Source organism: Rhizobium binxianense, from assembly GCF_028994275.1.
Lineage (GTDB): Bacteria > Pseudomonadota > Alphaproteobacteria > Rhizobiales > Rhizobiaceae > Rhizobium > Rhizobium binxianense.
In genome coordinates this window covers 512,525-531,386 of the sequence record NZ_CP118713.1, presented here as the reverse complement: position 1 = coordinate 531,386, position 18,862 = coordinate 512,525, and the positions used below count along the sequence as shown (strand labels likewise).

Genomic DNA, 18,862 nt, shown 5'->3' with positions numbered 1-18,862 from the left:
GCGCGCGCCTCGTCCCACTCGAAACATCGCAGATATGGAAACCGGGTGCGACAGGTTAAGCCCCTCCCCTTGTGGGGGAGGGGTTTGGGGCGGGGTCTCTGCCACCCATCAAATAATAACGTGCGAGCCCAGTTCCACCACGCGGTTGGCCGGCAGGCGGAAGTAATCCGACGGGTTGGCGGCGGCGTTGGCGAGCGCGATGTAGAGCCGGTCCTGCCAGTAGGGCATGCCCGACTTGGCGTCCGGCACCAGCTTGCGGCGACCGAGATAGAAGGAGGTCGACATGATGTCGAACTTCAGTCCCGTCTTGCGCAGCGTCGCCAGGGCTTGCGAGACGTTCTGCGATTCCATGAAACCGAACAGCAGTTCGACGCGGGAGAAGCGTTCGGAAATCTGCTCGACCTTGTAGCGGTCCTGGCTGGGGACGCGCGGCTTGTTGACGGTGCGGATCGTCAGGATGACATTGCGGTCGTGGAGCACATGGTTGTGCTTGAGATTGTGGAGAAGCGCGGCGGGGGCCGATTCCGGATCGCTGGTCAGGAAGATCGCGGTGCCGGGAACCTGGGCCGGCGAATGTTCGCTCTTGCGCTCGATCGAACTGACGAAGGAGGGGAGCGGGATATCGGTGTGGCGGGTCTTTTCCATGAGGATCGCGGTGCCGCGGCGCCAGGTCCACATGATGACGGTGAAGGCGGTGGCGATCAGGATCGGGATATAACCGCCGTCGTGGATCTTCAAAAGGTTGGCGCCGAGGAAGATCAATTCGAGCACGACCAGCGGCGCAAGCGCCATCACCGCAACCGGCAGCGACCAGTTCCAGCGGGCACGAACGAATTCGAAGGCCATGATCGAGGTGACGACCATGGCGCCGGTGACGGAGATGCCATAGGCGGTGGCCAGCGCGTCCGACGTCTTGAAACTCAGGACCAGGAAGATGACGCCGATGAACAGCACGGCATTGACCGAAGGCACGAAGATCTGCCCGGTATTGGTTTCCGAGGTGAAGAGGATTTCCATGCGCGGCAGGAAGCCGAGGTTGATGCCCTGGCGCACCATCGAAAAAGCGCCCGTGATGACCGCCTGGCTGGCGATGATCGTCGCCGCGGTCGCCAGGATGACGACCGGCAGCAGCGCCCATTTCGGATACATCAGATAGAAGGGATCGGACATCGTCGCCGGATTGCCGAGCACAAGCGCGCCCTGCCCGAGATAGTTCAGCGTCAGCGCCGGGAAGACCAGCAGGAACCAGGCCCACTGGATCGGGCGGCGGCCGAAATGGCCGAGATCGGCATAGAGCGCCTCGGCGCCCGTCACCGTCAGGAAGACGGCGCCGAGCACGACGACGCCGTAAAAGCCCTCATGCAGCAGGAAGCTGACGGCATAATAGGGATTGAAGGCGGCAAGGATGCCGTAATCGTCCGAGATATGGGAAATGCCGGCGGCGGCCATGACGAGGAACCAGACGGCGGTGATCGGACCGAAGAACCGCGCGACGGCGCCGGTGCCGCGCGATTGCACGACGAAGAGCAGCGCCAGGATCACCACCGAGATCGGCACGATATATTCCGAGAGGCTTGGCGTGACGAGCTTCAGGCCCTCGACCGCCGACAGCACCGACAGCGCCGGCGTGATCATCGCGTCGCCGAGAAAGAGGGCAGCCCCCATCAGGCCGAGCAGCATCAGCAAGGCGGTGTGGCCGTTGGCGGTCTTCATCAACAGGGCGAGCAGCGACAGCGTGCCGCCCTCCCCTTCGTTGTCGGCGCGCAGCAGGAAGAGCACATATTTGATGGTGACGATGATCGTCAGCGCCCAGATCATCAACGAGATCAGGCTGATGACCTCGAAACGGGTGACGCCGTCATGGGCGACAGGCTTCAGCGCCTCGCGAAAAGCATAGAGTGGGCTGGTGCCGATATCGCCGTAGACGACGCCGATGGAACCCAGCGTGAGATAAAACAGCTTTTTCGGCGTCATCTGGGATTCGTTCGGATGGCTCTCTTCGGACATGAAGTTGCAACAGGCTCCTCAGAGCCAGCCTTTCCAGCGGAAAAAGAAAAAGGGGATGACGGCTGATATCACCATCAGGGCCAGCGAATAGGGATAACCCGCGGCCCAGGCCAGTTCCGGCATGACCTGAAAATTCATGCCATAGATGGAAGCGACCAAGGTCGGCGGCAAGAACACCACCGAGGCAATCGAGAAAATCTTGATGATCGAGTTCTGCTCGATGTTGATCAGCCCGAGCGAAGCGTCGAGCAGGAAGGTGATATTGCCGGCGACGAAGGCGGCATGCTCCGACAGCGACTGGATATCGCGCGAGACGGTACGGCAGAGTTCCTTCGCCTCACGGTCCTGCTGCATCGCCGGGATCGTGTGAAAGAAGGTCAGCAGGCGGGACAGCGAACCGAGGCTGTCGCGCACCTTGCTGATCGTCCGGTGATAGCCGGCGATATCCCTGAGCTTCTCCTCGAGATAGTTCGAGGGCTTGCGCACCTTCTTTGCCCGATCACCGAAGACATGCATCGACAGGATGTCGATGCGCGAGACGGAGATCTCTAGGATCTCGGCGGTGCGGTCGACGATCGTCTCCAACAGCTTGGCGAGAAGGGCAGCGCCGCTGCGCCAATTTTCCGGCAGCCGATGAAGGGCGGCGATGAACAGCGCAAAGGATTTGGGGTGGGCGTAACGGATGGTGACCAGGCGGTTTCCGGCCAGGATGAAGGCGACATCGGTCAGCGTCGGCGCGTCGGTATCAGCCTTCCAGAGTAGCGAGGCGGTCATGAAGACGGCATCGTTTTCGATATAAAGACGGGCGGAAGGCTCGATATCCTTGAGATCGTCGCGGGTCGGGACCTCGATGCCGAGAACCTTCTCGACATAGAGCTCCTCGTCGCGGGTCGGCTCGATCATGTCGATCCACACCACATCCTCAGGGAAGGATGCGGCATGCGACAGGTCGCGAATTTCGACCGACGTGCAATTGGAACAGTAGGCGGTGATCAACGGCAGCCTCTCCGATGCTCACGGCGCTTCGCGGCCAGTGCGCTTTTCATCGCAAGCCTTTCCCTGCCGTCGCCAGTGCGGCAACGCGACGGTCGCTCATCCCAGCGGAACTCCAGCAGACGTGCCTGGCTCGAAACGGAAGCAGATCAAGAAAGTTCATACGACTCCGGCTGCATCCGACCTCAAGGACCGGCATGCGCATTGTGCTCCACCGCATCGCAGTTACCAATCCTTCGATCGACAAGACAACTCCGAACTCGCAGGCGGGTGTATCCTTCGGAACGAAGGCGGCCGTCATTGAGCATCTGCAGCAAACGCCATCATGGCGCCGCGGCATATGAAGCAAAGCCATGAAATAATCAAGACATCTTCCGTGAAGCGCGGCTTTTCACCACGTTTCCCCCACAATTTGGGGTATCCGCCACGGTGATTCGGGCCTCAAGCTCTCTGTTTATGCTGTCGTTCCGCCGGAACGCCGCACACGTCCCGATGACATGCGTTCTTCCTTTGATGCATGTGGTTTTCCCGGAACCGCTACACACTTCCGGGCGACATGCACTATTTGTCGTTATTCGAAGACGATCGTCGGCGCGGGGCGCTGCGATTGGCCGCCCACCTGCTCCCAGACCTTGGCGGCGATGCCGCGATAAATGCCGGCGACGACGCCGTTCGGCTCGGAGGCGACGAGCGGCGTGCCGGCGTCGGAGGTTTCGCGGATATTCATCGTCAGCGGCACTTCGCCGAGGAAGGGCACGCCGATGCGCTCGGCCTCCTTGCGGGCGCCGCCATGACCGAAGATATCGTAGCGGGTGCCGGTATCGGGGGCGATGAAATAGCTCATATTCTCGACGATGCCGAGCACCGGCACCTCGACCTTACGGAACATGTTGAGGCCCTTGCGGGCATCGATCAAGGCGAGATCCTGCGGCGTCGAGACGATCACGGCGCCGGCAAGCGGCACCTGCTGGGCCATGGTCAGCTGCGCGTCGCCGGTGCCGGGCGGCATATCGACGACAAGTACGTCGAGCTCACCCCAGGCGACTTCGCGCAGCATCTGCAGCAGCGCCGACTGGACCATCGGCCCGCGCCAGATCATCGCCGTCTCCTCGTCGACGAGGAAGCCCATCGACATGACCTTGAGGCCGTAATTCTCCATCGGATTGATGATGCGACCGTCGATCTGCGTCGGGCGGCCGGATATCTTCAAGAGCCGCGGCATCGAGGGGCCATAGATATCGGCATCGAGAATGCCGACGCGAAGGCCGTTCGCCAGCAGCCCGAGCGCCAGGTTGACGGCGGTGGTCGACTTGCCGACCCCGCCCTTGCCCGAGGCGACGGCGATGATGGCGCCGATGCCCGGCACACCGATCTTGCCAGCGCGCGGCGGCTGTGGCTGCGGCGCATGCGCCCCGTGATGATGGCCCGCGTGATCGTGGCCGGCATGGCCGTGCGGCGGGTTGGGTGCAGGGCGGGCGGCGGGAGCTGCGGCGGCCGCCTTCTTGTCCGCGGTCAGTGTGACGAGGGCGCCCTTGACGCCCGGCATTTCCTTGATGACGCGTTCGGCGGCAAGCCGCATCGGCTCCAGCTCCTTGGCGCGATCGGCGGGAACGGTGATGGAGAAATAGACCTTGCCGTCGGAGATGAAGACGTCGGAGACCATGCCGAGCTCGACGATATCATGCTCGAGATCGGGTCCGCGCACGGTCTTCAGCGTTTCGAGAACCTGTTCCTTGGTGACGTCGGCCATTCCATCCTCACTGCTTGCCTGCAGAGACCACAAATAGTGGAGGCGGACGCCTTCGCCAAACGAAATCATCGTGGGGAAATCGATTTGCCGGCTTGCAAAAGCGCCGGGGAGAATGGGCAATCCGTTGCGGCCATCAAGTCCGCCGGGCTTTCGCCCTGATGGCCGCAACGGTCTCCCCGAGAACCGGCGCAATGCGGGCGAACTAGAGTAAGCCGGCAAAAAGGCCAGCGAAAAATGAAGGGGAAAGACCAAATCGCCAGCAGCTGCCAACAAGCGGTGCCAAAACGCAACAACCGCCGCCGACACCGATGGCCTACGAGAAGGGCGGCATCGGTGTCGGGCAGCAGTGTGCCGGCCGCGCCATTTCCTGGCGCTGGTCCAAGTCCCCTCTGGGCCTTTGCCAAAGGAGATGCAGAAAGCGTGCCAGACGGAAAATCGGCGGAAATGCCACAATGGCGACCCGGGGATGGCGCCAATGGCAGGGATCTGCTCAAGCGCTGGGCGGCCGGCGAAAGCCCGCCGCGCCTTATTGCATCTTATTTGATCAGGCCGATCCGCAGCGCCTTGGCGACCGCCTGGGTGCGGTTGACCGTATCGAGCTTCTTGGTGGCGCGGTTGAGGTAATGATTGACCGTGTGCTCGGACAGCGTGAGGATCTCGGCGATCTCCGCACTGGTCTTGCCGGCCGCCGTCCAGTTGAGGCAATCGATCTCGCGGTCGGTCAGCGTGTCGGTGATGCGCGTATCGAGGTTGCGGATCTCGGCGAGCCTGTCGAAGACATGGATGGCGATGTAGCAAAGCTCACGCATCTCCACCGGGCTGAAGAGTTCGCGGTCGCCGGCGAAAGACACGGCGCCCCGCAGGCCGGAGGGCTCATGCGTCGGAAAATAGGCGCCGCGCATCATCCTGAAACGTTCGAACATCGTCACGACGAGCGCGGACTTGCCGTCGTCGCGCGACCAGTTCTCGCGCGACGTGTCGTAGAAGAACGGCCGCGCCGATGTTCTGAGCCGCCGGAGAACCGGGCTGTTGACCAGCAGTCCCTCCTGGTCGTAGAGCGCCAGAAGCTCGGCCGGCCAGCTGGTGATGACGGTGCTGCCCTGCAGATCCAGGGAGGTGATCGGCGGCAGGTTGAGAACCATGAAGGCACGGCTGCGATAGGCTTCCGTCACGCGTTTCAGGAAACGGAAAATATCGAACTGGGTCTTCAGGCCCGCTATCTCGTTGATATAATCGTCTTCTTCCGGGGATGTTTGCGACAAGGGTGCCATCACATTTCTTCATCTTCGGCAGGGCAGCCGGTTCGATTGCATCGGGGAATGACGATCGCTGATTGGATCAAACGGAGCCGGCCTCGGCGTGCAGCGTTCGGCCGGTGAGTGGTTGTCGATTTCGCGGACTATTTGCAGTTGTCGTGATTCGCCGGCAAATCTCAATATCGCCCTCATCATAAGCATGCTCTCTGAATTGCGTTCGGCAAGGGCGGAGCGCAATTTTCCGTCAGCGGCGCGGGCCGAGGCGGATGCGCATGCCTTCCATGATCCTCCCAGCTGCCCGCTGAACCGGAACGACCCATTGGCGTAGAAGTTCCATCGACAAGCGATAGGCCGGGCCGGTGATCGAAATGCCGCCGATAAAAGTCCGATCCTCCGACCAGACGGGGGCGGCAACGCAGCAAATACCGGCCTCATGCTCCTCGCGGTCGAAGGCATAGCCCTGGTCGGCGATCTCACGGATTTCGGCAAGCAGCGTTTCGGCTGAGACATGGGTCGAAGCGGTAAAGCGGGTGAAGCTCAGATCGGCGAGGAGATCGGCGAGGAGATCGGCGGGAAGCAGCGAAAGAGCAGCCTTGCCGACGCCGGTGCAGTAACAGGGCGAGGCATTGCCGATCTGCGAATACATGCGCACCGGCTGACGGCCGTCGACCTTATCGAGATAGATGATCGACTGGCCTCTGAGAACACCGAGATGCACCGTCTCGCCGGTCGCCTGCTGCAGATCGGCCAGGTGCGGTTCGGCAATCAGGCGAAATTCATTGCGCGCCCAGCTGCGGGCGGCAAAATCGAGCAGGCGCAGGCCCGGCGCATAACGGCCGTCGCCATCGAGTTCGAGCAGACCTTCTTCCACCAGGTGACTCAGCTGGCGATGCAATGTGCCGCGCGGCTGGCCGGCAAGGGCCAGGATATCGGTGAAACGCAGTGGGCCATCTGCATGGGTGACGAGATCGAGCAGAACCATCAGTTTGCCGAGCGTGCCGGTCTCGCGTGCCTGCGCCATGCCGTCGCCGCTTGAATTCATCGCCCCATCCACCCTTGACAGAAAGGGCAGCATAATTGGATAATTCCATATAGTCAAATTAAGTTCCAAATAATGGAATTACGAGGTCGGGAGGCGCCGCTGATGATGACAATGAACATGATGCCAGCCGCACAGTTTCCCGAGTTCAAAGACCGAGCCGTGCTCGTGACCGGCGGTGGATCGGGCATCGGTGCTGCGATCGTTGAAGGTTTCGCGCGCCAGGGCGCCAAAATCTCCTTCATCGATATCGCCGAGGACGCAGGCCGCGCGCTCGCCGAGAGGCTGTCGCCGGAGACGGCGCATCCGGTCTCCTTCCACCATGCCGACCTGCGCGACATCGAGGCGATCCGGCGCACGGTCGATACCGTCGTGGCGCGTTCGGGGCCGATCCGCGTGCTCGTCAACAATGCCGCCTGGGACGACCGCCATGAATTCGACGCGGTGACCGAGGCCTATTGGGACAACAACCAGGCGGTCAATCTGCGGCATGTGTTCTTCACCTCGCAGGCAGTAGTGCCGTCGATGCGGGCGGCCGGCGGCGGGGCGATCATCAATATGTCGTCGATCGCCTTCAAGCTGAACATGGGCGGTTTTCCCGCCTATGCGGCGGCGAAGGCTGCGGTCGTCGGACTGACGAAGAGCATGGCGGGCAGGCTCGGGCCGGACCATATCCGGGTCAACTGCATCCTGCCCGGCATGGTCGTCACCGAACGGCAGATGCAGCTCTGGCTGACCGAGGAGAGCATCGCGCGCTCGGTCGAGAACCAGTGCCTGAAAATTCCGCTCAAGCCCGACGCGATCGTCGGTCCCTGTCTGTTTCTTGCATCGGACTGCGCGGCGGCGATGACCGCGCAGTCCCTGATTGTCGATGGAGGCGTTCTGTAATGGCAAATCCCGCTTATGTTGCGGTGGACTGGGGCACCAGCAGTTTCCGGCTCTGGCTGCTCGACAGAGACGGCAGCATCCTTGCCGAACGCCGCAGCGGCGAAGGCATGGCGAGCGCTGCAAAGACCGGCTTTTCCCAAGTGCTTGCCGCCCACCTCACGGCCGTCGAGGCGCCGGAAAACCTGCCGGTGATCGTCTGCGGCATGGCCGGCGCACGGCAGGGCTGGGTCGAGGCAGGTTATATCGACGTGCCGGCCCCGCTCGCATCGATCCTTACCGGAGCGGTCTCAGTACCGGGGGAAAGCCGCGACATCCGTATCCTGCCGGGTCTTGCCCAGCGGGATATCGCCACACCCGACGTCATGCGCGGCGAGGAAACCCAGTTGCTTGGCGCGCTCGGCCGGACAAGCTCCGGAGCGCAGGCGGTCTGCATGCCCGGCACACATTCGAAATGGGTGCATGTGACGGACGGCAAGGTCACCGGCTTTTCGACCTTCATGACCGGCGAGCTGTTCGACGTCATCAGCAAACACACGATCCTCTCGCATGCCGTTGCCAGCGCCGGAGAGCAGCCGGCGGACGCGGCGGCCTTCGAGGCCGCGGTATCGTCGGCTTTTGCACGGCCGGCGCTTGCCTCCAACCTGCTCTTTGCCGCCCGCTCGGGCCAGCTGCTGCACGGCATCTCGGCTGCTGCCGCGCAAGCCCGGCTTTCCGGCACGCTGATCGGCCTCGAAATCGCCGGCGCGCTGCAGGATGCAGCCAACTCAGGCATCACCCTGGTCGCTTCCGGGCGCCTGCAGGTGCTCTACGAACAGGCCTTCAAAACCCTCTCCCTTCCCTTCACCGCCATCGATGCGGACGCCGCCGTGCGCCGCGGGCTTTCGGCCGCCGCCGAAGCCATCTGGCCGAATTGAGAAAGCCGACATGATGAACCGTATCCCCTTCCCCGAGATGAAACGGCCGCTGATCGCCATCCTTCGCGGCATCAGGCCCGACGAGACCGAGAGCATCGTCGGCGCTTTGATCGAAAACGGCCTAACGGCGATCGAGATCCCGCTCAATTCGCCGGAACCGTTCAAATCCATCGAGATCGCCGCGAAGATGGCGCCGGCCGAGGTACTGATCGGTGCCGGCACGGTGCTGACGGTCGAGGCGGTCGACAGCCTGAATGCGGCCGGCGGCAAGCTGCTGGTCACACCGAATGTCGACCCCGAGGTGATCATCCGGGCGCGCGACTACGGCATGGTGACGATGCCCGGCGTCTTTACCCCGACCGAGGCGCTGGCGGCAGCGCGCGCCGGCGCCACCGGCCTCAAATTTTTTCCGGCGAGCGTGCTCGGCCCGTCCGGCATCACGGCAATCCGGGCCATCCTGCCGCCGGAGCTGACGATTGCCGCCGTCGGCGGCGTATCGGACAAGAATTTCGGCGATTATACCAGGGCCGGCATCTTTGCCTTCGGCCTTGGCACCAGCCTCTACAAGCCGGGAATGACCGCGTCAGAGGTTGCCGAGCGCGCCAAGGCGACCATTTACGCCTATGATGCAGCCATTGGGAGCGTGAGCGTATGACCGATATTTATGAGTTCGAGGGCAAGACCCTTTGCAACACCAACTCCGTTCTCGGCGAAGGTCCGACCTATGATCCGGACAGCGATACTGTCTGGTGGTTCAACATCCTCGGCAAGGAACTGCACGAGCTCAATCTTTCGACAAACGCGAAAAAGGTGCATCCGCTGCCTGCCATGGCAAGCGTGCTGGCCCGTATCGACGCCGGACGGCAGCTGATCGCGACGGAGGAAGGGCTGTTCGTCCGTGATGTGGCGAGCGGCAACCTCACCTTCTATGCGGCGCTCGAAAACGACAAGCCGGAAAACCGTTCGAACGATGGTCGTACCCATCCTTCCGGTGCGCTCTGGATCGGCACGATGAGCAAGCGGGCGGAAAACCAGGCCGGCGCCATCTATCATGTCGCTGGCGGCAAGGTGACGAAGATCTTCAACGGCATCAGCATCCCGAATTCGATCTGCTTCTCGCCGGATGGCACGATCGGCTATTATACGGACTCCCGCCTCAACCGGCTGATGCGCGTCATGGTCGATCCGCAGACCGGCCTGCCCGCGGGCGAGCCGATCGTGCTGGTCGACAGCGCCAACGAGCCCGGCGATATCGACGGCTCGGTGGTCGATGCCGACGGTTATATCTGGAATTCGCGCTGGGGTGCGGGCGTCGTCGACCGTTACAATCCCGATGGCCTGCGCATCTCGCGCTACAAGGTTCCCGCCGTCCAGCCCTCCTGCCCTGCCTTCATCGGCGTCAATGCCGACCGGTTGGCGGTGACGACCGCCTGGGAGGGGCTGGACGAGGATGCCCGTTCGGCGCAGCCCAGCGCCGGCGCGCTGCTGGAACTCGGCATCGACGTCAAAGGCGTGTTCGATCCGGTCTATGTGATCTGACGCGACCCGCATTTGCTTGCCAGCGGCGATCAGAGGCGCTCCCGACCGGGGCGCCTTTTCTCGTTCAGGTGGTTGCTGGTTGAGAAATGTTCCGTGAAAATCGAGAAATTTTCCGTGTTTTCAACCGGAACCAATCGGCGCACCAGCCATTTTCCCTTCGAACCGGCGCGGCAATGACTAGAGGCGTTGCCGGGTCAGCAATCACTCTAGGGAAATGAAGGTAGGTTCGAAATGACACGCAAACTCCTGACGACCGTTGCCGCTGGCGCACTGTTTGCCACGGCTTTCGCACCGGCGGCATTCTCGCAGACCGCCCCGCAGCCGGCCGATCCAGCCGCTTCGACGCAGGCGGCTCCCGCCGATCCGGCAGCACCGAAGCCGCCGATCACCCCTGACGTCACCAAGCCGGCAGGCGATGCCGCACAGGCTCCGGCCGCAGCACCGACGGCAGACACGGCCCAGGCTGGCTATATCACGGAGCAGGCTCCGGATCAGGTCAGCGCCAACACCTATATCGGCCAGTCGGTCTATAACGGCAACAATGAAAGTATCGGCAGCGTCAACGACCTGATCATGAAGAAGGACGGCGGCTTGGTCGCTGCGATCATCGGCGTCGGCGGCTTCCTCGGGATTGGCGAAAAGAACGTCGCCGTGCCGATGGACAAGATCACCGTCGCCCAGAACACCCAGGACGGGAGCGTCAAGCTGACGACAAGCGAAACGGCTGAATCGCTGAAGGCCGCGCCTGAGTTCAAGACGCTGGCCATGCAGTCAGCGGAAAAGGCCCCGGCTGCGACCGGCACCGATACCACGGCGACCGGCTCGACCACACCTAAGTAAACCGCGCGGTAGTATAACGTAGGCGATGGCGCTCCTAGGGGCGCCATCGTTTTATGCCGCCATCGCTTTACGCGCTGACACGCTCCGCCACGGCCGGATCGTAATAGTTCTCGTGCAGGAAGCGGAGCGTGGCGATACCGTCGGCCGGACGGCCGAAGTGATAACCCTGCCCCATGCCGCAGCCGAGCGTGCGCAGCTTCACCGCCTCGGCATAATCCTCGATGCCTTCCGCCACGACCTCCAGCTCCAGGCCGTCGCACATGGTCAGGATCGCCTTGATGATGTGTTCGGAGGCGCGGTCGGAATTGATGCGCGAGACGAAGGCGCGGTCGATCTTGATCTTGTCGAAGATGAAGTCGCGCAGGCGCCCCAGGCTCGACTGGCCGGTGCCGAAATCGTCGAGCGAAATGCGCACACCGGCGGCGCGCAGATCGGCGATGATGCGGTGGGCGGTATCGGCCGAACTCATCACCGCGGTCTCGGTGATCTCCAGCTCCAGGCGATGTGGATCGAAGCCGACGCGGCCGAGGATCGACAATACGCTGCTGCTCGTGCCCGGATCCATCAGTTGGGCCGAGGACAGATTGAACGACAGGAAGAGATCGCGCGGCCATGAAAGGGCGGCTTCGGCGGCCTTGCGCAGCAGCGCCTCCGACAGCGCATCGATGAAGCCGCGCTCTTCGGCGAGCGGCACGAAGACGCCGGGCGAGACGAAGCCGAGGTCGGGATCGTTCCAGCGGGCGAGCGCCTCGAAACCGACGACCTGGTTGTTGGAGAGCGAGACGATCGGCTGGAAATGCACGTCGATCGCGTCGGAGATGATGGCGTTTCTGAGCGCCTGCTCCAACTGCGTCGCGCGCTTCATTTCCTGGGCGATCTCTCTGCTGTAGACGGTGATCTGGCCGCGGCCGCGGCGTTTGGAACGGTAAAGCGCGGTTTCCGCGCTCTTCAGCAGTTCCTCGCAATCCTCGCCGGCGAAGGGGTAGATGGCAAAGCCTAGGGAGGCGGAGAGACGGACGTTGCGGTCGCCGAGATCATAGGGGGCCGACAACACCTCGCGGATCATCTGGCCGAATTTCTCGGCACTCGCCCGCTCGAAAATCAGCGGCAGCACGAAAGCGAATTCATCGCCATCATGGCGGGTGACCAGCGCGCCATCGGGAATGCAGGCTCGGAGGCGATGCGCGACCTGGCACAGGATTTCATCGCCGGCCGCCGAGCCGAAGAGATCGTTGATCGGCTTGAAACTGTCGAGATTGGCGATGCCGATGGTGAAGGGGGCCGGATCGCTGGCACGCTCGGAGGAGATCTGCAAGACCTTCTCCCGCATGCGATTGCGGTTTCCCAATCCGCTCAGCGGATCGGTATAGGCCATCGTCTGAAGCTCATTCTGACCGACGGTCAAGAAAGCTATATCCGCCGATTTCATTATCCACCCGAGCTTTCCCGCGCCATGCAAAGAATGACCGGCATATCTTAACAATTCGATAGTAAATCAGCGGCCATGGCCGCTTGAATCGCCCTAAATCTGGGGATTTGACGGGGATTGCCTTGTTTTATCCATGCCGTTATCCCGGAACCGCGGCATACTTCGGGCGACATGCATTAGCCTCGCGCCCGCAGGGCTTCATCCAATAGGTGTTTCTGAAATATCGCCTCGAGCATGTCAGGGCTGACGGGTTTCATGATGACATCGTCCATGCCTGATTTGACGCATTCGGCGCGGTCGCGTTCGAAGGCCTGGGTCAGCACGCCAATGATCGGGGTGCGGGTTCCGCCGCCGGTTTCCTCCATTTGCCGGATCAGGCGGGCGGCCTCAAAGCCGTTGAAGCCCGGCAGGGAAATATCCATCAGCACGATCTGCGGCCGGTGCTCGGCCCACAGGCGCACGACCTCGTCGCCGGTCGCCGCGATCATATGGCGATAACCGAGGCCCTCGAGGATCTGCGAAAAAACGATCTGATTGATATCATTGTCTTCGGCGACGAGAACCTGCAGGCCGACCACATCGTCGGAAATGCTGATTTCCCAATCCGTATCCGCACCGGCAGCACTGCGGCTGTTGCGGTTGAAATGGCGGGCGATCTGGAAGGTGAGCTCGTTGGCGATCTGGAATCCGTCCATAACAAGCGACGGGATGCCGTAATGCTCGGCAAGCTCCAGGCAGCGCATGCCCATCTGATTGTCGATGATCAGGAGATCGAGCGAGATGCCGGAGGAGGTGGCAATTTCCAGGAAGCGCTCCTCCTCGTCCTCGCCGCGGACCGAGCAGGATTCGAAACCGTATTTCGACAGCGTCCGCAAGGCAGCAGTCTCGGCGGCGAGGTCGGCCGTGACGACGAGGACCTTGCGGCCGGAGAAATTCTCCGGAACGATCGCTTCCATCGCAGCCGGTTCGCGGCGTTCGACGGCGCTCGGCACCGGCACATAGGCCCGACGGTAGCTTTGATTGCTTGACGTGGTGATCGCCGAGGCCCGTCCGAACTCGTCGAGATCGGCGCCGTCGCGCGGCAGGTCCTGCATGGTCGACACCAGGAAATAGCGGCCGGGCTTGCCGATGCGGTGCTTGCGGCTGACAATGTCGCGCTCGATGCCGTCGCGGGAGATCTGCCGCTGGCGGGAGACGGACATTTCGCCGGTCTCCAGCACATGGCGATCGCTCTCCTCGAAACGCTTGGCGATCTCTTCAGAAAAGAGATCGCCGCTCTTGCGCCCGAGCACCTCGTCAGCGGTCGTCTGATATTTCTCGCAGAAGGCAAGGTTGACCGCGACATAGGTGAGGTTGCGGTCCTTGACGAAAAGCGGGAACGGCAGATTGTCGAGAATGTCCTCGGTGAGCTGCACCCGCTCCAGATCCGAGCGCCATTGCTCTTCGCGCTTCTTGTCCTCTGATATGTCGGAAATGATGGTGACGCCGTAACCGCCCGGCAGCCTGCGCTTGACGAAGCGGACCCAGCTGTCGGCGCCGTGGCGCTCGACGGATTCGAAGCGCTCACGCCAATGCGAGGCGATTTTCTGCGACAGCCAGTCCTCGCGGCTCAGCGAGCCGCCCTGCTTGGCAGCATATTGCTGGCGAATGCCGGTGTCATACATCGCGCCGAGGAAATCGCGGAGCCGCGTGCCGGGCCTCAGCATCTCGGACGGCAACGGGAAGAATTCCAACGTCTGGCGGCTGGCGAAGATCAGATGGTCGTTTTTGTCATAGATGATGAAAGCTGCGGAAAGGCTGTCGCACACCACATCGAAAAGCGCCGTCTGCAGATCGGCCTCGGCGGGAGTCCCATCGATTTCTGATGATGTGTCCGCCTTTTCGAAGCCGGCACTCATGCTATTGCGTCCCACATCTGTTCGATTTCGCAGCTTCCGGAGGTATATGAATAGAAATGCCATTTTTATGTTAAAACCGGCTTAACATTACCGCGCCGCGCGTCTTTTCGAGGCGCGCATGGGACGCTGTAACGCTTTGAACTGCTGCATGATTTCATCCCTAAATCGGAACCGATTTAAGGATGAAATCATGCAGCAGCGACTCCCAAGCTTGGGGAGAGCCTCGGATCACGCTTGGGAAAGCCTATCGAAAGCCCTTCCCTCCGGCCCGCGAATCCTCGAAAATAGCCCATGGCCATCAGACAGCTTTCCGAAACACTCATCAATCAGATCGCCGCCGGCGAAGTCATCGAACGGCCGGCGAGCGCTGCCAAGGAACTGATCGAAAACGCGCTCGACGCCGGCGCGACGCGCATCGAGATCGCCACATCAGGTGGCGGCAAGGCGCTGCTGCGCGTCAGCGACAACGGCTCGGGCATGGACGCGGCTGATCTGGAACTGGCGGTCAGGCGCCACTGCACCTCGAAATTGTCGGATACGCTCGAGGATATCCGCACGCTCGGCTTCCGCGGCGAGGCGCTGCCCTCGATCGGCTCGGTCGCCAGGCTCAGCATCGCCAGCCGCAGGCGCGACAGCGCCGGCGGTCACGAGATCGCCGTGATCGCCGGCAAGATCGCCCATATCAGGCCGGCCGCCGCCAATCCCGGCACGATCGTCGAAGTGCGCGACCTGTTCTTCGCCACGCCCGCCCGGCTCAAATTCCTGAAGACGGAGAAGGCCGAGGCCGGCGCCATCACCGAAATCGTCAAGCGCATGGCGATCGCCTTCCCTGCCGTGCGCTTCGTGCTGTCGGGCTCGGACCGCACGACGCTGGAATTTCCGGCGACCGGCGACGATCACCTGGCGCGCATGGCGCAGGTGCTCGGCAAGGAATTCCGCGACAACGCCATTGCGCTCGACGCTGTGCGCGAGGAGATCTCGCTCACCGGCTTTACCGGCGTGCCGACCTTCAATCGCGGCAACTCCGCCCATCAATATGCCTTCGTCAACGGCCGGCCGGTGCAGGACAAGCTGATCCTCTCGGCCATCCGCGGCGCCTATGCCGAGACCATCCCTTCAGGACGCCACCCGGTGGCGGTGCTGTCGATCACGCTCGATCCCGCTCTCGTCGACGTCAACGTGCATCCTGCCAAATCCGACGTGCGGTTCCGCGACCCCGGCCTGGTGCGCGGCCTGATCGTCGGCGCCATCCGCGAGGCCCTGGCGCGCGACGGCAGCCGGGCGGCAACGACCGGGGCAAGCGACATGCTGCGCGCCTTCCGCCCCGGCTTTCAGCCTTACGCGCAGCGGCCGCAGACGGCGTGGTCGGCCGAGACCTCGCCGTCGCGGCCCTACCAGCCGGCAACCGGGCTCAGTGAACGGCCACAGGCCTCCTTCGACGCGCTTTCGATGCCGACGGCGCGGGCCGAGCCGCTACTTTCGCCGCAGCCGGCCGCCGCCGAACCGGCCGCGCGCTACCCGCTCGGCGCGGCGCGGGCGCAGATTCACGCAAATTACATCGTCGCCCAGACCGAGGACGGGCTTGTCATCGTCGACCAGCATGCCGCGCATGAGCGGCTGGTGTTCGAGGCGATGCGCAAGGCGCTGCATTCGAAGCGGCTGGCCTCGCAGGTGCTGCTGATCCCCGAGATCATCGACATTCCGGAAGAGGATTGCGACCGGCTGATGCAGCATGCGGCCGAGCTTTCCGAGCTCGGCCTGGCAATCGAGCGTTTCGGCCCCGGGGCGATCGCCGTGCGCGAGACGCCGGCCATGCTCGGCGAGGTCGATGCGCATGGCCTGATCCGCCAGCTTGCCGACGAGATTGCCGAATGGGACACGGCGTCCGGCCTGTCGGCCAAGCTCGAATATGTGGCGGCGACCATGGCCTGCCACGGATCGGTGCGCTCCGGACGGCGGCTGCGGCCGGAGGAAATGAACGCGCTGCTCCGGGAAATGGAAGTGACGCCCGGCTCGGGCCAGTGCAATCATGGCCGGCCGACCTATATCGAATTGAAGCTCAGCGATATCGAGCGGCTTTTCGGCAGAAGCTAAAAAAGCTGGAAAAGCAGCCCTTTCGGGAGTATGGCAAGGGGATGACAGACTGCAGGGAACGGAGCGCATGAATTTGTTCGAAGGCCATGGAAACCGCGAAGCGAAGATCCGGTATCTCGATGGCGATTTCCAGATTCTCTCGCCCGGCTCCTATGTCATCTGCGCGATGACGGGAAAACAGATCCCGCTCGACGAGTTGCGCTATTGGAGCGTCGCCCGGCAGGAACCCTATGCCGACGTGATCTCGGCGATCGAAGCCGACAAACGCGCCGGCGTGCTGCCGAACCAGCGGCGCTAGCTCCCAGCCTTCATCTCCCGCAGGCGCCGCTCGCGGCAGGCGGCAATCGCCCTGTCGATGATCAGGCTTGGGGCAAGGTGATCCTCGAACACCATGTCGACCTCGATCACCCGGCTCTTTTCGGCAAGCTGCGCCGCCTTGCCGGGATGGCCGGAGAGGCGGACGAAATCCTTGGACGTCGTGACGATCAGCAGGCCCTGATGCTCGGCGGTGGTCAGGATGTCGTCGATCTCCTCCTCGGTCAGGTGCTCGTGGTCGCCGAAGCTCTTGGCGACGGAGATTTCGGCGCCGCGTGATTCCACAGTGCGGAAGAATTTGGCGGGATCGGCGATGCCGGCGAAGGCGAACACCTTCACGCCGGCCAGCATGTTGTCGCCGCGCACTTTCAGCGATGCGGTGAAATAGGGTTTTGCGGCACGCGCCGCCATGCGGACGATCCTGTCGGCGGCATTGCCGCCGCCGACCTTCAAGAGCGCCGTCGCATGACTCAGCTGCTGGCGGATCGGCGCCCGCACCGGGCCGCCCGGCACGATATGGCCGTTGCCAAGGCCGCGGGTCGCGTCGATCACGAGCAGGGCATAGTCGATCGCCAGCCGGGCGCTCTGGAACCCGTCATCCATGATGATGAGATCGGCGCCCTCCGCCACCAGGCGCGCGGCACCCTCGACGCGCCTGCGGGAAATCACCGTCAGCGCCTCCTGGGCAAGCAGCAACGGCTCATCGCCGACGGCGACCGCGCGGTGATGAGCGGGATCGACCACCGTCGTCACATCGAGCGAGCCGCCGTACCCCCTGCTGAGAAAACCAGGCTTCAGCCCCTTGGCCTTGGCGGCACGGGCGATGGTCAGTGCCGTCGGCGTCTTGCCTGCACCGCCGACAGTGAAATTGCCGACGCAGATGACCGGAATCGGAACGGAGGCGCGGCGCGCATGCGCCATGCGGTGGCCGGCGATGCGGCCGTATAGAAAGGAAAGCGGCAGCAGCAGCCAGGCCCGCCAATCGGCCTTCCTCCACCAGAACGGCGGCGCTTCGGATATCATCTTGCCGTCCCGCTCCCCTGCCCCTCGACCGGCCGGATTGAGAAGCCAAAATCGATGAAAATGCAAGCCCTTACAGATTAGCGCAATTCCCGGCAAAAGCGTTTCACCCTTTGCCTGGCAAAACCGCTGCACAGTTTTGCTGGAATTGCTTCTAGGCCGGCTGCAGATCCGGCAGCAACGCCTCGATGGCGGTGATGTCGTCGAGCACGTGATCGGCCGCGGCGGCCAGCGAATCCCGCGAACCGGTGCCGGTCAGCACGGCGATCCTTAAGCCCGTCCCGGCATTCAGACCCATGTGCAGATCGTGATTGTTGTCGCCGACGATCGCAACCTCTTCAGGCGAAAGACCGGTCGCGGCACAGAAGCCGAGCACCATGCCCGGCTCCGGCTTGACACCGAAACCGCTATCATAGCCGGCAATGTAATCGACATAGCGGGCAAAACCGAAGCGTTCCGCCGTCTGGCGGATCGACCGTTCGTTGTCGCTGGAGGCGACGCCGAGCTTGAAGCCGCGCTGATGCAGCCTTGCGAAGAAGCCGGCGAGATCGGTCACCGGCACGGAAAATTCGGCGGCGCTGGAAAAGAGTTCGTCGAGGCGCACCGTCAGGTCACCGACATCGACCATCGAGCCCGCGGCAACCAGGCCCTCGGCGATCTGGCGGGTATTGCCGGCGGCAAGCAGGCTGTCGGGAACGATATGGCCAGTCACCGGATCCATGCCGCAGGCGGCAAGCAGCCGGTCGGCGAGAAGCGGATCGCCTTGGGCTGCAATGCGGGCCAACTCCCGGTTGACCGGCAGCCAGCTCTCGTCATAGTCGAGCAGCGTGCCGTCCTTGTCGAAGAGAATGCCTTTGATAAGGGTCGCTGCCGACATGAT

The 18,862-nt window shown here is 62.8% G+C and carries 16 protein-coding genes; 7 read left to right on the top strand and 9 right to left on the bottom strand.

Annotation, left to right across the window (positions count from 1 at the left end):
* Positions 1-108: 108 nt before the first annotated feature.
* From PO860_RS02580 to PO860_RS02560, 5 genes are all read right to left on the bottom strand, one after another.
* A complete protein-coding gene (locus PO860_RS02580) occupies positions 109-2,007 on the bottom strand; it encodes a potassium transporter Kup (RefSeq protein WP_183605863.1) in 1,899 nt (632 codons plus the stop codon).
* A gap of 18 nt (positions 2,008-2,025) precedes the next feature.
* Complete coding sequence (locus PO860_RS02575) at positions 2,026-3,003, bottom strand: magnesium transporter CorA family protein (protein WP_273880318.1); 978 nt, start codon at positions 3,001-3,003, stop codon at positions 2,026-2,028.
* A gap of 568 nt (positions 3,004-3,571) precedes the next feature.
* Complete coding sequence (locus tag PO860_RS02570) at positions 3,572-4,750, bottom strand: Mrp/NBP35 family ATP-binding protein (RefSeq protein WP_183605861.1); 1,179 nt, start codon at positions 4,748-4,750, stop codon at positions 3,572-3,574.
* Positions 4,751-5,286: 536 nt separating this feature from the next.
* Positions 5,287-6,021: a LuxR family transcriptional regulator gene (locus tag PO860_RS02565; protein WP_183605860.1), complete on the bottom strand. Its 735-nt coding sequence runs from the start codon at positions 6,019-6,021 to the stop codon at positions 5,287-5,289.
* A 229-nt stretch (positions 6,022-6,250) separates the two neighbouring features.
* A complete protein-coding gene (locus PO860_RS02560) occupies positions 6,251-7,048 on the bottom strand; it encodes an IclR family transcriptional regulator (RefSeq protein WP_183605859.1) in 798 nt (265 codons plus the stop codon).
* A 117-nt stretch (positions 7,049-7,165) separates the two neighbouring features.
* Between PO860_RS02560 and PO860_RS02555 the strand changes: the two genes are divergently transcribed.
* The 5 genes from PO860_RS02555 (at position 7,166) to PO860_RS02535 (ending at position 11,226) form a co-directional block, all read left to right on the top strand.
* Positions 7,166-7,933 (top strand): SDR family NAD(P)-dependent oxidoreductase, encoded by a 768-nt coding sequence (locus tag PO860_RS02555; RefSeq protein ID WP_275038349.1) that lies wholly within the window; start codon positions 7,166-7,168, stop codon positions 7,931-7,933.
* Positions 7,933-8,847 (top strand): 2-dehydro-3-deoxygalactonokinase, encoded by a 915-nt coding sequence (locus PO860_RS02550; RefSeq protein WP_275034205.1) that lies wholly within the window; start codon positions 7,933-7,935, stop codon positions 8,845-8,847. Before PO860_RS02555 ends, PO860_RS02550 begins: the two co-directional genes overlap by 1 nt.
* A gap of 13 nt (positions 8,848-8,860) precedes the next feature.
* A complete protein-coding gene (locus tag PO860_RS02545) occupies positions 8,861-9,502 on the top strand; it encodes a 2-dehydro-3-deoxy-6-phosphogalactonate aldolase (protein ID WP_273883752.1) in 642 nt (213 codons plus the stop codon).
* The gene (locus PO860_RS02540; protein ID WP_273880315.1) at positions 9,499-10,386 is read left to right on the top strand and encodes an SMP-30/gluconolactonase/LRE family protein; all 888 of its coding nucleotides are present in this window, start codon (positions 9,499-9,501) and stop codon (positions 10,384-10,386) included. The genes PO860_RS02545 and PO860_RS02540 overlap by 4 nt, the downstream gene beginning before the upstream one ends.
* Before the next feature lie 231 nt (positions 10,387-10,617).
* Positions 10,618-11,226 carry a PRC-barrel domain-containing protein gene (locus PO860_RS02535; protein WP_183605856.1) on the top strand — a complete coding sequence of 203 codons (609 nt, stop codon included), beginning with the start codon at positions 10,618-10,620 and terminating at the stop codon, positions 11,224-11,226.
* 67 nt (positions 11,227-11,293) lie between these two features.
* Here the strand turns inward: PO860_RS02535 and PO860_RS02530 are convergent, their stop codons facing one another.
* Positions 11,294-12,658 (bottom strand): putative bifunctional diguanylate cyclase/phosphodiesterase, encoded by a 1,365-nt coding sequence (locus PO860_RS02530; protein ID WP_183606641.1) that lies wholly within the window; start codon positions 12,656-12,658, stop codon positions 11,294-11,296.
* 173 nt (positions 12,659-12,831) lie between these two features.
* Complete coding sequence (locus tag PO860_RS02525) at positions 12,832-14,553, bottom strand: response regulator (RefSeq protein WP_183605855.1); 1,722 nt, start codon at positions 14,551-14,553, stop codon at positions 12,832-12,834.
* Positions 14,554-14,844: 291 nt separating this feature from the next.
* On the opposite strand from PO860_RS02525, the gene mutL reads away from it, so the two are divergent.
* Complete coding sequence (mutL, locus tag PO860_RS02520) at positions 14,845-16,647, top strand: DNA mismatch repair endonuclease MutL (protein WP_275038082.1); 1,803 nt, start codon at positions 14,845-14,847, stop codon at positions 16,645-16,647.
* Positions 16,648-16,714: 67 nt separating this feature from the next.
* Positions 16,715-16,945 carry a DUF2093 domain-containing protein gene (locus tag PO860_RS02515; protein ID WP_183605853.1) on the top strand — a complete coding sequence of 77 codons (231 nt, stop codon included), beginning with the start codon at positions 16,715-16,717 and terminating at the stop codon, positions 16,943-16,945.
* Here the strand turns inward: PO860_RS02515 and lpxK are convergent.
* Both lpxK and PO860_RS02505 read right to left on the bottom strand, forming a co-directional pair.
* Positions 16,942-17,985, bottom strand: a complete 1,044-nt coding sequence (lpxK, locus tag PO860_RS02510; RefSeq protein WP_273880314.1) for a tetraacyldisaccharide 4'-kinase — start codon at positions 17,983-17,985, stop codon at positions 16,942-16,944. The two genes, PO860_RS02515 and lpxK, sit on opposite strands and share 4 nt — an antisense overlap.
* Positions 17,986-18,136: 151 nt before the next feature.
* Entirely contained in the window at positions 18,137-18,859 is a 723-nt protein-coding gene (locus tag PO860_RS02505) for an HAD family hydrolase (protein WP_183605851.1), read from the bottom strand.
* Positions 18,860-18,862: the final 3 nt, after the last annotated feature.